The following is a 14,755-nucleotide window of genomic DNA, read 5'->3' as shown; positions in this document are numbered from 1 at the left end:
TCAGATATTGTACGAAATCAGTCTAATTTCGACGAATTTCATGCGGATTCAGAACAGACAATTTCAGCCAGATTTAAATCAAGCAAAAAGGCTGAGGAAATCCGTAAAATCAAACAAGCTTATCATTGAGAACGGCGCTTCTTTCAGTAAAGATTATCAGATTTCGTGAATCTTTACCGATACTGGCAATTTGCTAAGTCTCACAAAAAGCCAAAGTCGAGAGCAGATAAGCTACTAATCCCAAATCCAAAATTGCTCTAGGAGGTATCGGTGATGGTTCACATTCGTTTTGAAGGACGTTCCTACGATCTGGCAGAAGACCAACTGGGTATCGCGGCAGGCATGAGCGACAAGGCTATTAAGGAACGTCTAGCAAATCATTTTGATGTCAAAGGCGATCGCTTCGAGTCTTACGTTCTGGATCGCCGTCCCAGCGGCGATTTAATTGTCCGCCCAGAAGCCGTTTACGGCTAGAAATTCATTTAAAGCACGTATTAGGCAGCGCACCCTAACAAAAGAAGCTTACAAACTGGATACGTTCGACTTAAAATCGAATTGTAGGTTCAATTCCTACTTGCCGTGAGGCTAAAGCTTCTCTGACTTGTGCGCTGCCTCTTATAGCTGAATTTGTTATATCTATCCGGCGCTTAAAAGTTCCACTTGGCGCCCCAACAAAGGAAGCTTACATACTAGCTCATTGGTAGAGCAATTCCCTCTTAAGGGACTGGTCGCGGGTTCAACTCCTGCGTATGTGCCAACGGCTTTCTTGACTTGCGCGAAGTGACCTTTTAGGCGCTATAAACTCTTGTTGTTAATTCAGGATAATAATTAAGTAATCCTGTTTGTATTGAAGACTTCCGTCCTCAAAAATAAATTGGGTATTAGCCATGAGAAAAAAACTGGCAATTTACCGATCGCCCAAGGAGATAGACAGTCTGATTCATGCCTTCCAAGAAGGCAACCTGTCGCGAAGTCAATGGACCCACGAAGCACATTTAACTGTTGCCCTGTGGTATCTGTGTTATGACTCGGAGCAAGAAGTGATAAATGCGATTCGCAATGGCATTAAAAGTTACAACTCGGCTCAAGGAATTGAAACCACAAAAAACAGTGGGTATCACGAAACGCTAACGCTGTTTTGGGTACGAATTATTCGCCGATATCTCGCCGATGAAAGCCAAAATCGCTCGATCGTATATCTGGCTAATGGTTTGATTGCCAAATATGCCGATTCCCTACGGGATAGCTCCGCTTCACGCAATTTACCATTTCGCTACTACACGCGCGATCGGCTGATGTCTTGGGAAGCCCGAAATAGCTGGGTTGAACCAGACTTGAGAGCGATCGAATTAGAAAGAGTTTCCCTGAAATAGTTAATTTAAAATCGCAGTTTTTGCCGCGCCCCAATCGCGAGAGCTTACATACAGACCCTATTAGGTTTAGCCATAGGTTTACTAAAAAAAAGCTCCCCAAACTTGCGCGGTGATTTTTAAATTTCACTTGCTAGCGTGCAACAACTGCCAACCACCGATTTTGAATACTTCTAAAATCCAAAATCCAAAATCGAATAGGAAGGTAACACCAATGAATATGAATACAGCAGAGCGCGATTTGCGTTTGGAAATGTTCAACAGTCTCCTCACAACTCCGCACCGTCAATTAGAAAAAGTAGCAGAAATTCACAAGTTAATTATCGAATTAGACCCAATATTTTACGGTCATTTAGCAGTGTGGTATCAACGTCACGGCGACGTGCGCGATCACAAGGAAGTTTTTGCTGGAAATTTGCTGACTTCGGCGCTGACGGAACACCGAGATGCCGGTTTTATGATGCTGCAAGAGTTCCCTCCCTACGAGGTTTCGCGGATTGTGGACTTTATGAAGCAGCACCAGAATAAGGTTCCCCGCAGCGCGCGCACTGCTGTCACTCGCTATCTGAAATCGCGGGAAAAGAATGCACAGTTTTTCGATCGCGCCGCCATCCGCAACCGCAAGGCGATGAAGCATTTGTACGCAACGCTGCACGTCAAGCCGAGCGATCGCGCTAATGCTATCCTGTTTAAAGACAATCCGCCGGAAGACTCTCTGGCATTCGTTTTGAAGCAGTTAGCAAAGGCGGCGACACCTGCGGAACAGGCGAATTTGATTGTTGAGTACAAGATTCCGTATACGATCGCAGTTGGTGCGATCAGACAGCTAACGCCAACGGTTTTGGCCGCGCTGATTAATTCGATGTCGCCGCAGGAAGTCATCAACAATTTGAAATCGATTCAGTCGCGTGGCGCGATGGATCACGCCGAAGTTAAGCAGTTGATTGACTCGAAGCTGGATGAAGCGGCAAAGTGCGATCGGGTTTCTGCTTACAAAGCGAGTGTTGCGGGCGCGGGCGCGAACTTCGACGCAGCAACGGCGGCGAAGCTGGAAGCGGTGACAAACGAACAGGTGAAGAAGCGCGGCAAGATTGCGAAAGCAACCGGTTTGTTGATTGACAAGTCGGGTTCGATGGAAAGTGCGATCGAAGTCGGCAAGCGTCTCGCTGCTTTGATTTCCGGCATCTCCGACGCTGCTTTGTTCGTTTATGCCTTTGACACGATACCGTATCCAGTGCAAGCAAACGGCAGCGAATTGACAGACTGGGAAGCCGCTTTCAAACACATTCGCAGCGGCGGCGGCACAAGTTGCGGTTGCGCGGTGGAAGCAATGCGAATTAAAAAGCAGGTTGTCGAGCAATTCATTATCGTAACAGATGAAGGCGAAAATGCTGCACCTTATTTTGCAGATGCTTATCAGAATTACTGCCGCAGTTTGGGGGTAAATCCTGATGTTGTGATTGTGCGAGTTGGTTCTTGGTGCGAATATGTCCAGAAGCAATTGAAGGACAAAAAAGTATCGGTGGAAACCTTTACCTTTGCAGGTGATTATTACTCCTTGCCGAATTTAGTGCCGATGTTGAGTCGTCCTTCGCGACTGGAATTGTTGATGGAAATTATGGACACGTCGCTGCCTGTGAGGGATGACAAGTGATATAATTGAGCATGGCTCGTGAGTTAAGCTTGCGGCCAATGCTCACTTTATTTTTTCTAGGAGGGAGCATAAAATTGAAAAAATGATTCAGGGTTTGCCAGATGAGTGCTGAGGGTGAGAGCGATCGCGTAGAACGTCAGGCCGTTTTTCAGCCGGAGTTTTTAGAAGACCTAGAATATTGGGTACAAACTGACCGCAAGATGGCGTTACGCTTAATCAAAATGGTCAGAGAAATTCTGCGAGACCCGTTTGAAGGCATTGGCAAGCCGGAACCCTTGAAATACGAGTTTTCGGGCGCGTGGTCGCGTCGCTTGAATAAAGAACATCGTATTGTTTATTTAGTAAGTGAGGACCGTATTGATTTTCTGAAAGGGCGCTATCACTATTAGTAAAGTGAGAAAAGTTGAGTCATTAAATTAGTCGGAGTTAGAATTTTATGTCAACTGAGATTACATACACTGAAGCAGAAGCAAATTTAGAAAATCTCTGTAATCGCGCTGTTGAAACTGGGGAAGTAATAGTTATTACTAGGCCTAGCGGCAAAAATGCCGTTTTGATTTCTGAGGCAGAATTAGAAAGTTTGCTAGAAACGCTTTATTTGCTGAGGTCGCCTGCAAATGCAACTCGTTTGTTTACAGCATTAAAAAGAGCTAAAGCAAGAGTCATTCAACCTCAGACACTCGATGAAGTTTGCAAAAAATTTGGGCTTGATGAAGAGAATGATACTGAAAAAATCCTACAAATGAGAGTAAACTCATAGAGTGAGGAATCCGATCGCCCTTTATTCCCAAACTCCCGACTGCCTTTCCTCAAGCGATTCGTATTATTGCATTTTCACATCGACTTCTTTCTTCTTCCTTCTGCGATAATTTCTTGTAATTCTGGATTAGCGATGGATGACAGTAACTGGGAATCAGCAGCAGCCAAAGCAGCGCGCAACTTTCCCTCAGTCAGTGCAGGATATTTCTCTAACACCTGCTGTTGAGTCCATCCCGCAGCAAAGAGCCCTAGCAAAAATTCTACAGACAATCGAGTTTCTGGGGCTGCTGGTTGACTTGTTGAAGCTTTCGGGTTTGGATTAATGAGCTTTCGCCAGTCCATTGTTTTACTTAAACGATTGGGGAAGATTCCGCCAATTATACTGCATTTGGGCACAGTAGAAACACGGGTCTTGTGGACTGACTTTGTAACAGTGCCACCGCAGGTCCTACCATTTTAGATTTTAGATTTTAGATTTTAGATTGGGCATCACTGATGAATTAAGGGTTTGAACCTTGGCTAGAGTCGCATTTTTTGCGAACTGGTGTCATTTCCCGATTTTGCGATTAAATTGTTATTACGATCGCAGTACAGCACTTTCTTATAGACTAGAGTAATGGGGTAGCGAGGGGGCGATCGCCCTTTTTCCTTTTGTCCGTTTCAATACCAAACCGCGTTAGCGAAAGCGTTGCGATCCGAAAGAAAGCCCGCCCCTACGGGGGCTACGCCAACGAAGAGGATCGCACTAAATCTCAACCCACGGTTCAACGAACTGTGCAACCCACAATACAACTACTTTAACTTCTTAAAACTATGGGAAAAAAGTCGAAAGCCAAAAAATCCCAGGTCAAAAAATCCAGTTTGCTTTGCACCAGACTGCAAGAAGCTCTCGATCGAGGCAGCAAAGTTTGGATTAAAACAAATAATAGCAGTTTTGGCGGCATCCCGATTAATTTGTTTGCGGACTTCGTGGAACTTTTGGTGATAGTCCCCCCTAACGAACAGGCGGAAAATATCGATGCTTACGGACAAGTTACGTGGCTGATTCGACTCTCTGATATTATTGCACTCGCTTATCCTACTGAATACTGGTCTAAAGATAGATTAGAAAGTTTGCTGCCACCTGATGCAGTTACTTCCGAAGTAGGAGATTAACTGTAAGGTGCGCTCTGATAGCACCCTACGTTTAGCCGAATGGTAAGTGGAAGGTGCGCCGAAGAGCACTTTACACTTACCATTTTATAAGCTGTTTTACCAGCGAAAATATAAACAACTCCGACCGATTTTTATCAGTTTAATTATTCGTTGCAAGCTGAAAGCTTCACTTTACAACGGCCACCCTCTAGTTCGCTGCAAGCGGCGAGAGCTTGAGCTTCTGCTGCTGATTTGTCGTCACCCCAGCCCGCACCTGCTCCTCCTTCGCCTAATGCGATCGCTCCACAATTATTGGTATTATAGGTCAGCGCTTCACAGTCGTCAGCACCTCCTGTTTCTTCATTGCAAGCGGCTACTGCTGCGTTTAGTGCGCCTCTCTGTGAATCATGATTCCAACTAATACCAGTGGCGCCAGAAGTCGCAGAATAAGCAGTAGCTCCATAGGTGGTCTGAGCTTTAGCTACCTGGGCTGACCCCAAAATAGGAAGTGTCAGAGCTGTCACTACAACCAACTTAGAAAAAAGCTTTGGCAGCATATTTACTTGAGATATTTACAAGGTTAAAATTCTATCCTCGCTCAATATTATATTAGGATATTCATTCGTGTCAAGAGTGTTTACAATTCTTTGTAGTGGCTTTAATTAAAAGTGCGTTATGTACAATAAGTAAGATTACGGAGGTCAATCCATTGGCAGATATTCGCAGAATTCTCAGCCAACTTGCGGCCAAAGAAGGGCAACTACTCGATACCCAATTCCTGGCTCCCTGCGTGCGCGGGGGAAGCGTGCGGATAAGAGTTAGCTCAATGGTTTATACTTTTCAACCGCAGCCACGCAACTTTGAAGGATGGGCTATTTTTGCGCCAGTAAATGAGAAAATTGTTGCGGTAATTGAGGAGCCGATTTTGCCGCAAGTGGCCGAGTATTTGCAACTGCTCGTACCTGTTCGCTTGCACTTGGCTTGTGTGCTGCAAGGGCAAAGTTGGCTGGCTTATCCTGTTAACGAATCTGATGCTAAACAGCGCACAGGTGTTGCGAAACCCGTACCAGTTCATTTAGTAACTGAAGGTTCGCAATTTGAGCCGATTGTTGCGCGGTGGGACGGTCATTGTTTGTGGTTTGAAGAGATTGACAGGCGCGCCGATCCGCTGCCATCTGAAAAGTTGAAAGCAGCTTTAAGAAAGTTGATTTTGCCTCAAGAAGTTCGCTTCAAAGGGATGACACCGGAAATGCGAACAGTTTACGAATTGGTGTCCCGAAATATTAAAGGTTTCGATCCGAAAGTGCGGGAAGAAAAGCGCTTGCAGCGGGCGTTGAAAATGGGAGGCGGTGAATTGCGGGATTTTTTCGATCGCGAAAATTATTGGCTAGTTGAATGGACTAGCGGAACAGGAGAACACCACACTTCTGCGATCGCCAAAAATGACTTGACAGTTATGAGTGCTGGCATTTGTCTCAGCGGATTGGACAAAGACTTCGACTTGCAATCATTAGTTGGAGTAGTTGAAGATAGATAGGAAATAATGACTACTGACTACTGACTACTGACTACTGACCATGAGTATATTTTTTCACGAACAACTTTACAGAAGTGCCGCAGTGATGTCGCAGATCAAAAATTTCCCGGTAACGGTGTGCGGCGCGGGCGCTTTGGGTGCGAATATTACAGAAAGTCTGGCGCGATCGGGCTTTTGTCAGTTAAAAGTCATCGATCGCGATCGCATCGAGGAACGCAACCTTTCCACTCAACCCTATTATCGATCGGACATCGGCGCATTCAAAGCCAAAATTCTCGCCAACAACCTCTACCGCGCTTTGGGAGTCAGCATTGACGCGCACTCAAAAGAATTGACACCCGCAAATGTCGATCGGCTGCTTGCCAACAGCGCCACAGTCATCGATACTTTTGATAACAGTGTAGGGCGGCAAGCAGTCAAGGATTACTGTGCCAGTGCCTCCCTTCCCTGCGTGCACGTCGGATTAGCTGCCGATTACTCCGAAATAATTTGGAACGAACACTATCGGGTTCCTTCAGCGGCGAATGATGACGTTTGCGATTACCCACTGGCGAGAAACTTGGTAATGCTGACAGTTGCAGTTGCCTGCGAAGTAATTGTTACCTTTGCTGCTACCAAACAGCAACAAAATTTAACTTGCACGATTGGAGATTTTGCAGTAAAGCCACTTATATTGTAGAATGTCGGTTGACTGTTGCCAGAAACCCGGTGAATCAAGATTGGATGCCCTCATCCTATAAACCCGGTTTCTCACCCTCTAACAATCGTCAAACTTGCAAACAACGCTTGAGAAAATTAACAGGGAAAGTATGTCCGAACAAGTTTGTACTGGTACTATTTCACTAGAATGCAAGCCAAAACCGCCCCCTCCCCCGCCTCCGCCTCCGCCTAAGCCTAAGCCTTCGCAGCCGACTTTTTATTATTTAGTAGCAGTTCTGGGCTTATTAGTTTTGACTGGCGCCAATGCAGCAAACTATACAGCGGGCAGCACAATTTGCCCCACTAATGATTGCCACGAACCCGAAGTCAGACACCACAAAAGGATTTTAAAACACGGATCGAGAGGGGCAGATGTGAAGAAACTGCAAAAGTTGTTGAACGCGCGGGGCTTGTCCCCACACCCGATCGCAATTGATGGCGTGTTCGGGCCGACAACTCTCACAGCAGTGAAGAAATTTCAGCGGCAATCTCATATTCCTGTAGACGGAGTTGTGGGAGGCAAAACTTGGGACAGACTGTTTGCTAATTCGTAAATTTAAGCACCCGACAGCAAAGGTTCCTAAGTCATCATTGCTAATCATTAATCGCTGCGGTTTGTAGTTGGACAGATAGCGCATTTTGTGCAACTACAGACACAGAAACTTTAATCAACAATCCATCGCATACTAGATTGCCAATGAATGAAGTTTTAGATTGTTGGTTTGGTCGCTCGAATGAAAAATTAACAGGAAAAATATGGCCGGATCACAGACTTTTTATTATTTACTAGCAGTTCTCGCCCTATTAGTTTTGACGGGCACAAGTAGAGCCAACTATGCAGCGGGCTCCGCAGTTTGCTACACTGATGATTGCCATCGACCAGCAGTGAAACACCATAAAAGGATTTTAAAATGCGGCTCGAAAGGGCACGATGTGAAGAAACTGCAAAAGTTGTTGAACGCGCGGGGCTTGTCCCGACACCCGATCGCAATTGATGGCGTTTTCGGTCCGACAACCGAAGATGCAGTGAAAAGATTTCAGCGACAAGCGGATATTCCTGTAGACGGAGTTGTGGGAGGCAAAACTTGGGACAGACTGTTTGCTAGTTTGTAACTTTAAGCACCGGACAACAAAGGTTCCTAAGTCATCATTGCTAATCATTAATCGCTGCGGTTTGTAGTTGGACAGATAGCGCATTTTGTGCAACTACAGACACAGAAGCTTTAATCAACAATCAATCGCATACTAGATTGCTAATGAATGAAGTTTTAGATTTTTGGTTCGGTCGATCGCACTCTCCTGAGTTTGGCAAAGTCCACAAGAAATGGTTTGAAAAAAATGTGGATTTTGATGCAGAAGTGCGATGGCGCTTTCTGCCACAATACGAACTAGCCGCCTCCGGTAAACTCGACTCATGGCACGATTCCCCCGACAACTGCCTAGCATTAATTCTACTGTTAGATCAATTTCCGCGTAATATGTTTCGCGGAACGCCCCAAGCATTCGCCACAGACAACAAAGCTTTAGCCACCGCCGAATATGCTGTTAATCATAACTTCGATCGCGAATTGCTAACTGTACAAAAATTATTTGTTTATCTCCCTTTTCAACACAGCGAAAACTTAGAAAACCAGCAAAAATCCGTGGAACTATTTCGCCAACTCAGCGGCGAACCTGACAGCGATTCATTCATTGAATACGCGATGCAGCATTTAGAAATAATCCAGCGTTTTGGGAGATTTCCCCACCGCAATCAAATTCTCGGACGCGAAACAACCCCGGAAGAAGCAGAGTTTCTGAGACAACCTGGTTCGGGATTTTAAAGCGCGATCGCAAAAAGTCGAGCGTTCTGATATATTCGAGGCTTGTAGAGGCAGTTTTAGGCCGCAATCAGAACCAACAGCAGACAATCTCTCTACAAAACCCGCCACAACCCAGCGAATCTCAAATTGAATAGTGAAATTAGAAAAGAAGATAAATTTTTGATTCAACAAAAAGTATACGAGGGTGAAGAATTTATCGATCGCCCAATCGTCAGCCGCGAGACTGCACCCGATAAATCCGGTTGTTCGCTTCCTCAGTAAATAGCAAACTCCCGTCAGGTAAAACCAGCAAACCAACCGGCCGCCCCCAAGTTTTCGGGCCCGACGGATCTGTGAGAAAACCAGTCAGAAAATCCTCATAATAACCTTGAGGGCGTCCGTTCGCCGCATTAAAAGGTACAAACACGATTTTATAACCAGTTCCAGCGTTGCGATTCCAACTGCCGCGAAACGCCACAAACGCCCCATTTAGGAATCTTTTGGGAAACGTTTTGCCGTCGTAAAACTGAAGCCCCAAAGCCGCCGAGTGCGCCTGAAACAACACGTCTGGCATTAATGTTTTAGCCGCTAAATCAGGTCGATCGCTATTGCCATTTCTAGCGTGGCGCGGGTCGAGCAAATTAGGCTTAAAATAAGTGTAAGGCCAGCCGTAAAACTCGCCTTGACGAATTCTTGTCAAGTAATCCGGCACCAAATCATCTCCCAAACCGTCGCGTTCGTTGACTGTCGTGTAGAGTTGATTGGTTTTTGGGTGAAAATCCAATCCCACCGGATTTCGCAAACCCGAAGCAAAAATTTGCTGGTTCTTGCCGTCCAAATTCATCACTTGAACAGACGCCCTCGGCAGCGGTTCGACATCGGCATTAGACTGCGATCCAACTGAGACGAAAAGCTTGCTCTTGTCGGGGGAAACGACAACATTTCGCGTCCAGTGTTGGTTGTAGCCACCGCCCGGTAAATCGGCAATTTTTTGACCAGTACCGGTCAATTGTTCCTGCCCTTTTGTGTAGGGAAATCGTCGAACTTCATCGGTATTTCCGAGGAAAAAATAGCGATCGGCAAAAGCCATACCAAAGGGAATATTTAACCCGTTTTGGGCACTTGCAAAAGTCTTGCGAACCTCAGCAACCCCGTCGCCGTTGGCATCCCGCAACAGCGTAATCCGATTCTGTCGCGTTTCTGTTACCAAAACATCGCCTGTCGGGGTCAAAGCCAGCCATCGAGGAGCGTCTAAATTGTCAGCAAAAACGTTGACGACAAAGCCAGGAGGCACTCGCAGCACTGGCGATGCGGGAATCGGTATTACTTGAGGAGGTTTTGAGGCGCTTTCGCTGGCTCCTGGCTGCGGCAAAGAAGTTGCAACAATGCGGATGGGCTGCGGCGAAAGCGGTTTGGTCGGTATAATTTGATTTGTCCCAACATTTCCCAGCGGTGCACGGGAGGGAATTTGAGACACGGGGCCGTTGTCGCCCACAGCAGGGGCGATCGCATCTGTAGCTCGATCGCACGCAATCATCGGCAACAGCAGAATTAGTAGCAAGAAACGCAGGTAATACATAGCAGCGATTTCTCCACAATTGCTAGACAATTATATTATTCTAACTGCTATTAAACAGCGAAGCCACCGCGTGCGCGGTGACTTAATTTCGCTTACTCATACCAGTTGCAAAAAAAGAAGGCAACTGTAGGCCCGTGTTTCAAACCTTGAGCTTCATCAGTCAATCGATTTTAGATTTGCGATTTTAGATTGTTGATTGAAGAAAGCGATCCTACTAATAAATCCGGGGGGCCCGGATCAAATTGCTTGATTGTCATTGCCAATTTTCAATCGAAAATCGACAATCAAAAATCTAAAATCGTATAACCTAGGTCTACCAAAGTCCTCTCACAGGAGCCGGAGCCGGAGCCGGAGCCGGAATTGGACGGGGAGCCGGACGAGGAGCCGGAGCCGGAGCCGGACGAGGAGCCGGACGCGGTGGCGGTTCTGGAGCCGGACGCGGTGCCGGTGCTGGGGTTGCGGGACGAGCAACCGTTGTGGCGACCACCTTATAATCGGGGATCACCGCGATATTTTGGATCTGAGATCCGGCGACGGTGGCTCTGACTTTCATTCCCGGTACTAAGCCAATAATTCTCAGGACGCATCTTTGAATCCTGAGAGTCCTGTACGGCGCGCTTTCTTCGCGAATAGTTACTACATCGCCGACAATACTTTTGACAAAACCGACAATGGTTGTAGTGTTTGCTGTTGTGGTGGTCTGCGTTTGGGCTATTTGAGTTGCAGGGTTAGCCATCGCAGGATTTACTGAGACCGCCGAAATTACCACCGACAGTGTTGCACCTGTCAATAATTTGATGTTCTGAAGACGCATTGAAACCTCACATTAACTGCTATTCAGGGTCGGGTTTGCTTCCGCTGCACGAAAGTCCCAACTTCTATACCTAATCCAGTTTAATCCCCAGAGTAGGAAATTTATGACAATCTCAAAAAAAGATTATCGAACAAGTATTGAAAGACTAAATTTTACATCATAAGTTCCCGATTTACAACAAGTTCAGCGGTTTGCATCTCTAGAGTGTTGCCGTGATATATTGAGTTTATTCGATCGACCGTTGCAGTTTTTTTCCGCCCACCTAACTGTTGCTGGGGGGAACTCTACCCAAAGACAGATTGTGCTTGCCGGATACAGCAGCGCCATAGTTTGAATACTCGATCGCCAGTCGGCCATTACTAAAAAATCCAATTAGTCGGAGGGAAAACTTAATCATTTTCTTGCAAGATTTACCCATAAACCGGGTTTTTTAACGACATTCTATTGCGTAACTCCACTGAGCTACTTATAAAAACCTTGTTGTTTTGGTATTATTGCTTAAGCTTTGTGTTGAGCTACAAGTTATCAGTGGTGAAATTTCAACTAAAAACTGTACAGCGCAGTTGCCGTCAAAAAGCCATCTCAAAAATTTTCTCATCAGGTGCGGTTGGCGGATAATTAGATAGGAACTTTGTAGGAAATGCTGGTGAGGAGTTTAGCGAAGAAAACAATGGTGAAGAGCAAATTTTCGTTTAACAAGTTAATTGTACTGAGCTTGAGTGCAGCCGCGCTGTCGGTCGGCCTACAGCAGCAGGCGACTGCCGAATTGGTGGCTAATTCAAGTAATAGTGCGATCGCAGCGCAGCGGCCCACATCCGAGACACAATTGCCGAATCTTGGAACCCCAGAACTGCCGCCCTTGGGAGAACCATTTCGTTATATTCCCCAGGAACCAAAGCCTGCGGTAAATCCTATTGAGGAAGTACGTTTAGTCCTGAAATTGCGAGAACGCCGCGTCTATGTTTACCGACAAAATAAGGTGCAAACCAGTTTCCCGGTTGCTGTGGGAAAAGGCGGGTGGGAAACTCCTACAGGCAATTTTAAAGTGATGCAAATGATCAAAGATCCAGTTTGGCAAAATCCTTGGACAGGAGAACTTATTCCTGCTGGGCCAGATAATCCATTAGGGAGTAGGTGGATGGGATTTTGGACGGATGGCAAGAATGTGATTGGTTTTCATGGTACTCCGAATCCAGAGTCGATCGGGGGGGCGGCTTCTCACGGTTGTGTCAGAATGTTTGACAAAGACGCACAGGCTTTATTTGAGAAAGTCGCAGTTGGCACACCGGTGATAGTTGAGCATTAGTTATTCCGAGGTTGGGGTGCATAAAAACAAATGAACAGGCAAGATGCCTGTTCCACAAAGACTTAAATTTGGTTGTGGGCTGGGCATCATGCCCGCCCATGAAAGACTTATTGATAATGCAGCTATTGGGTGAGTTAAAACTTACATTTTGCACCCCCCTCAGCAACAGGCTTTTTGGCCTGTTCCACAAAGAGTTAAATAGATTGCTGATATTTTTCCAGCAACTCCGGGATGTAATCGTACCCATCAACACCGATCGCCGGAATGATATTCGCTCGACTTTTAGCCAAAGCTTGTTTAAAAGATTCAGCCCCCATTTGACCCCGCAAAATAGTCAACAAGCCAGCCGATTGACGCCACTCCATCGCACCAATTTGCTCCAAAGTATACATCCCCAAACTGCCAGCAAATATGGCTTTTTCTAGTGAGTTGATTCTGTAATAAGCTTGAGCCAAGTAAGCCAAATTCAGACCTTGCAAATATAAATCCCCTGAGAATTGAGCTGCTTGCCAACCTTTGAGCAAATATTCGATCGCAGCTTCAGCATTTTCCAGGGCAATTTTAGCGATACCGAGACTGCTGGAACAAAAAGCTTGACTTTGGCGATCGCCCAATTTTTCCGATAGCAACAAACCTTGTTCCAAATAACCGATCGCACTCTCGTAAACCTCCGGTTCCACCTCCTCCAACTGCCGCGCTTGAAACACTTCACTGTAACCCAAATTAGCCAGAGCATTTGCCTCGCCTTGTCGCTCTCCCGCTTGTCGTGCCATAATTAAAGCCCGCTGGCTGTAATTAATCGCTTCCTGATAATTTTTTTGAGCAACATAGTTGCGGCTGATGTGATTGAGATTGGCAACTTCGCAAGCTTTGTCCCCTTCGGTACGGGCAATTTCCAGCGCTTGCTTGTGCAACAAGATCGATCGCTCGTAAGCCCCAGCCGCCTGCATCGAATAACCCAAAAGCGTCAGAATTCGAGCTTTTGCTTGAGTGCCTTCAACTCGCCGCAGCGGTTCATCTAAATAATCCAAAGTATGACGCAGAGCTTTACCATCAAATGAAGCAAAAATTCCCCCGTAAAGCGGAAAGTATTCTCGTTGAGAAAAAGCCCGCAAAATTTGCAAAGTTACTTGAAAACAAGCATTGGCCAACTGCTCCCCGCTCTTGGTAGAATTATTAAACCCACTAGCTAGCTGACTCCAAATTACCGCAAAAGTAATGTAAGTAGAAATAGAAGCTTTCGTTGACACTTTGGAATCGTAAACTTGCTTGTCAAACCATGTCGCCAACGCCCGCTGCAAGCACTGCAAAATAATCGCTAATTCCACCAATATGCCTAAATCTAAATTCGATTGCTGGGCTGCGAATTGAACTACAGATTCACCGATCGCAATAGTATTCAAAAGAGCCTGGGGAAAGGGACTGTTAACTTTTTTTGCCCAAAAAGCCCAAGGCCCATTTTGTTCGGGACTACCGGCAAATCCTAGCTGCTGCGGCTGATAAATCCAGCCCACAAGTTCCGGTTCCAAACGCTGCCAAGATTCTAAACCTTTGGCGATGCCGGCGGTGATTTGCTGCAAATCTTGTTCGGTTTCGGGATTGGCAGTTTGCAGCATTTGTTGGTGCAGAGATTTGGCTAATTGCTGCAATTGATCTAGAGTCAGCGGATGTTCTTTATTCGGATCAATTACTTGCAATAATGCCAAGAGGCGGGCATTAGATTCAGCACTAACGATTTGTTGGATTGAGGAGGCAATTGCGCGATCGACGCGGTTATCTTTCTGCCAACGTTCCCATTCTCCTTGGATGGTTTTGAGAGCTCTGAGGGTGCGATTTGCCTTTGCTTGTTTGATTTCGTCTTTTTCATTTCTGAGTTGATTTTCGGCGGCATCAAGGCGTTCGCCGAAACAGCGTTCAAAGATTTCGCCAGTACCGGTACTAATGTCTTGCACCAGCATTTGATAAACTTGTTCTTTGGAGCGAATTTGACCTTTGAGGGTGATTTCGACAATTTTGTCGATTAGGGCTAGGTAGCGATCGCGCAGTGAGGTAGAGTCTGGCATAATTTATTTTTAGTTAATAAGTTTTTATGGACAGCGCT

The 14,755-nt window shown here is 46.0% G+C and carries 17 protein-coding genes and 1 tRNA gene; 13 read left to right on the top strand and 5 right to left on the bottom strand.

Translation table 11 applies throughout. The features are described from left to right. Positions 1-273: 273 nt before the first annotated feature. The 6 genes from Q5691_RS07130 (at position 274) to Q5691_RS07105 (ending at position 3,784) form a co-directional block, all read left to right on the top strand. Positions 274-474: a hypothetical protein gene (locus Q5691_RS07130; RefSeq protein WP_333209070.1), complete on the top strand. Its 201-nt coding sequence runs from the start codon at positions 274-276 to the stop codon at positions 472-474. A 210-nt stretch (positions 475-684) separates the two neighbouring features. Beyond that, positions 685-757, top strand: a tRNA-Lys gene (locus Q5691_RS07125). Between the two features lie 130 nt (positions 758-887). Next, entirely contained in the window at positions 888-1,373 is a 486-nt protein-coding gene (locus Q5691_RS07120) for a hypothetical protein (protein ID WP_333209072.1), read from the top strand. Between the two features lie 211 nt (positions 1,374-1,584). Further along, a complete protein-coding gene (locus tag Q5691_RS07115; RefSeq protein WP_333209074.1) occupies positions 1,585-3,024 on the top strand; it encodes a hypothetical protein in 1,440 nt (479 codons plus the stop codon). A 101-nt stretch (positions 3,025-3,125) separates the two neighbouring features. Then, positions 3,126-3,413 (top strand): Txe/YoeB family addiction module toxin, encoded by a 288-nt coding sequence (locus Q5691_RS07110; protein ID WP_333209076.1) that lies wholly within the window; start codon positions 3,126-3,128, stop codon positions 3,411-3,413. A 47-nt stretch (positions 3,414-3,460) separates the two neighbouring features. Next, positions 3,461-3,784, top strand: a complete 324-nt coding sequence (locus tag Q5691_RS07105) for a type II toxin-antitoxin system prevent-host-death family antitoxin (protein ID WP_333209077.1) — start codon at positions 3,461-3,463, stop codon at positions 3,782-3,784. Positions 3,785-3,858: 74 nt separating this feature from the next. Here Q5691_RS07105 and Q5691_RS07100 read toward each other — a convergent pair whose 3' ends face one another. Next, positions 3,859-4,125: a DUF433 domain-containing protein gene (locus Q5691_RS07100; RefSeq protein ID WP_333209079.1), complete on the bottom strand. Its 267-nt coding sequence runs from the start codon at positions 4,123-4,125 to the stop codon at positions 3,859-3,861. A gap of 471 nt (positions 4,126-4,596) precedes the next feature. On the opposite strand from Q5691_RS07100, the gene Q5691_RS07095 reads away from it, so the two are divergent. Continuing rightward, positions 4,597-4,938, top strand: a complete 342-nt coding sequence (locus Q5691_RS07095) for a hypothetical protein (protein WP_333209081.1) — start codon at positions 4,597-4,599, stop codon at positions 4,936-4,938. Between the two features lie 143 nt (positions 4,939-5,081). Here Q5691_RS07095 and Q5691_RS07090 read toward each other — a convergent pair whose 3' ends face one another. Further along, a complete protein-coding gene (locus Q5691_RS07090) occupies positions 5,082-5,474 on the bottom strand; it encodes a DUF4189 domain-containing protein (RefSeq protein ID WP_333082037.1) in 393 nt (130 codons plus the stop codon). Between the two features lie 152 nt (positions 5,475-5,626). On the opposite strand from Q5691_RS07090, the gene Q5691_RS07085 reads away from it, so the two are divergent. The 5 genes from Q5691_RS07085 to Q5691_RS07065 all read left to right on the top strand — a co-directional run bounded on the left by Q5691_RS07085 (position 5,627) and on the right by Q5691_RS07065 (position 8,976). Next, positions 5,627-6,454, top strand: coding sequence for a hypothetical protein (locus Q5691_RS07085; RefSeq protein WP_333308403.1), 828 nt, complete (start codon positions 5,627-5,629; stop codon positions 6,452-6,454). 40 nt (positions 6,455-6,494) lie between these two features. Continuing rightward, entirely contained in the window at positions 6,495-7,133 is a 639-nt protein-coding gene (locus Q5691_RS07080) for a ThiF family adenylyltransferase (RefSeq protein ID WP_333344283.1), read from the top strand. 130 nt (positions 7,134-7,263) lie between these two features. After that, positions 7,264-7,707: a peptidoglycan-binding domain-containing protein gene (locus Q5691_RS07075; protein WP_333344282.1), complete on the top strand. Its 444-nt coding sequence runs from the start codon at positions 7,264-7,266 to the stop codon at positions 7,705-7,707. 202 nt (positions 7,708-7,909) lie between these two features. Further along, on the top strand, positions 7,910-8,266 hold the full coding sequence (locus Q5691_RS07070) for a peptidoglycan-binding domain-containing protein (protein WP_333344281.1): 357 nt from the start codon (positions 7,910-7,912) through the stop codon (positions 8,264-8,266). A gap of 143 nt (positions 8,267-8,409) precedes the next feature. Continuing rightward, entirely contained in the window at positions 8,410-8,976 is a 567-nt protein-coding gene (locus Q5691_RS07065; RefSeq protein ID WP_333344280.1) for a DUF924 family protein, read from the top strand. Positions 8,977-9,187: 211 nt separating this feature from the next. Here Q5691_RS07065 and Q5691_RS07060 read toward each other — a convergent pair whose 3' ends face one another. Both Q5691_RS07060 and Q5691_RS07055 read right to left on the bottom strand, forming a co-directional pair. Continuing rightward, on the bottom strand, positions 9,188-10,534 hold the full coding sequence (locus Q5691_RS07060; protein WP_333344279.1) for a sorbosone dehydrogenase family protein: 1,347 nt from the start codon (positions 10,532-10,534) through the stop codon (positions 9,188-9,190). 313 nt (positions 10,535-10,847) lie between these two features. Continuing rightward, entirely contained in the window at positions 10,848-11,348 is a 501-nt protein-coding gene (locus Q5691_RS07055; protein ID WP_333209092.1) for an autotransporter, read from the bottom strand. Positions 11,349-12,018: 670 nt separating this feature from the next. Here Q5691_RS07055 and Q5691_RS07050 point away from each other — a divergent pair. Further along, positions 12,019-12,654, top strand: a complete 636-nt coding sequence (locus tag Q5691_RS07050) for a L,D-transpeptidase (protein ID WP_333209094.1) — start codon at positions 12,019-12,021, stop codon at positions 12,652-12,654. A 194-nt stretch (positions 12,655-12,848) separates the two neighbouring features. On the opposite strand, the gene Q5691_RS07045 is transcribed toward Q5691_RS07050, so the two are convergent. After that, positions 12,849-14,717: a tetratricopeptide repeat protein gene (locus tag Q5691_RS07045; protein WP_333209096.1), complete on the bottom strand. Its 1,869-nt coding sequence runs from the start codon at positions 14,715-14,717 to the stop codon at positions 12,849-12,851. Positions 14,718-14,755: the final 38 nt, after the last annotated feature.

The sequence above is a fragment of the Microcoleus sp. w1-18aA5 genome (assembly GCF_036701705.1).
Lineage (GTDB): Bacteria > Cyanobacteriota > Cyanobacteriia > Cyanobacteriales > Microcoleaceae > Microcoleus.
Note: the sequence above shows the minus strand (reverse complement) of the source record. Positions and strands in the feature narration are given on the sequence as shown.

Bases quoted from the DNA above. Each gene is read 5' to 3' on its own strand.
- Q5691_RS07130 (WP_333209070.1), top strand. From the start codon at position 274: ATGGTTCACATTCGTTTTGAAGGACGTTCCTACGATCTGGCAGAAGAC.
- Q5691_RS07120 (WP_333209072.1), top strand. From the start codon at position 888: ATGAGAAAAAAACTGGCAATTTACCGATCGCCCAAGGAGATAGACAGT.
- Q5691_RS07115 (WP_333209074.1), top strand. From the start codon at position 1,585: ATGAATATGAATACAGCAGAGCGCGATTTGCGTTTGGAAATGTTCAAC.
- Q5691_RS07110 (WP_333209076.1), top strand. From the start codon at position 3,126: ATGAGTGCTGAGGGTGAGAGCGATCGCGTAGAACGTCAGGCCGTTTTT.
- Q5691_RS07105 (WP_333209077.1), top strand. From the start codon at position 3,461: ATGTCAACTGAGATTACATACACTGAAGCAGAAGCAAATTTAGAAAAT.
- Q5691_RS07100 (WP_333209079.1), bottom strand. From the start codon at position 4,125: ATGGACTGGCGAAAGCTCATTAATCCAAACCCGAAAGCTTCAACAAGT.
- Q5691_RS07095 (WP_333209081.1), top strand. From the start codon at position 4,597: ATGGGAAAAAAGTCGAAAGCCAAAAAATCCCAGGTCAAAAAATCCAGT.
- Q5691_RS07090 (WP_333082037.1), bottom strand. From the start codon at position 5,474: ATGCTGCCAAAGCTTTTTTCTAAGTTGGTTGTAGTGACAGCTCTGACA.
- Q5691_RS07080 (WP_333344283.1), top strand. From the start codon at position 6,495: ATGAGTATATTTTTTCACGAACAACTTTACAGAAGTGCCGCAGTGATG.
- Q5691_RS07075 (WP_333344282.1), top strand. From the start codon at position 7,264: ATGTCCGAACAAGTTTGTACTGGTACTATTTCACTAGAATGCAAGCCA.
- Q5691_RS07070 (WP_333344281.1), top strand. From the start codon at position 7,910: ATGGCCGGATCACAGACTTTTTATTATTTACTAGCAGTTCTCGCCCTA.
- Q5691_RS07065 (WP_333344280.1), top strand. From the start codon at position 8,410: ATGAATGAAGTTTTAGATTTTTGGTTCGGTCGATCGCACTCTCCTGAG.
- Q5691_RS07060 (WP_333344279.1), bottom strand. From the start codon at position 10,534: ATGTATTACCTGCGTTTCTTGCTACTAATTCTGCTGTTGCCGATGATT.
- Q5691_RS07055 (WP_333209092.1), bottom strand. From the start codon at position 11,348: ATGCGTCTTCAGAACATCAAATTATTGACAGGTGCAACACTGTCGGTG.
- Q5691_RS07050 (WP_333209094.1), top strand. From the start codon at position 12,019: ATGGTGAAGAGCAAATTTTCGTTTAACAAGTTAATTGTACTGAGCTTG.
- Q5691_RS07045 (WP_333209096.1), bottom strand. From the start codon at position 14,717: ATGCCAGACTCTACCTCACTGCGCGATCGCTACCTAGCCCTAATCGAC.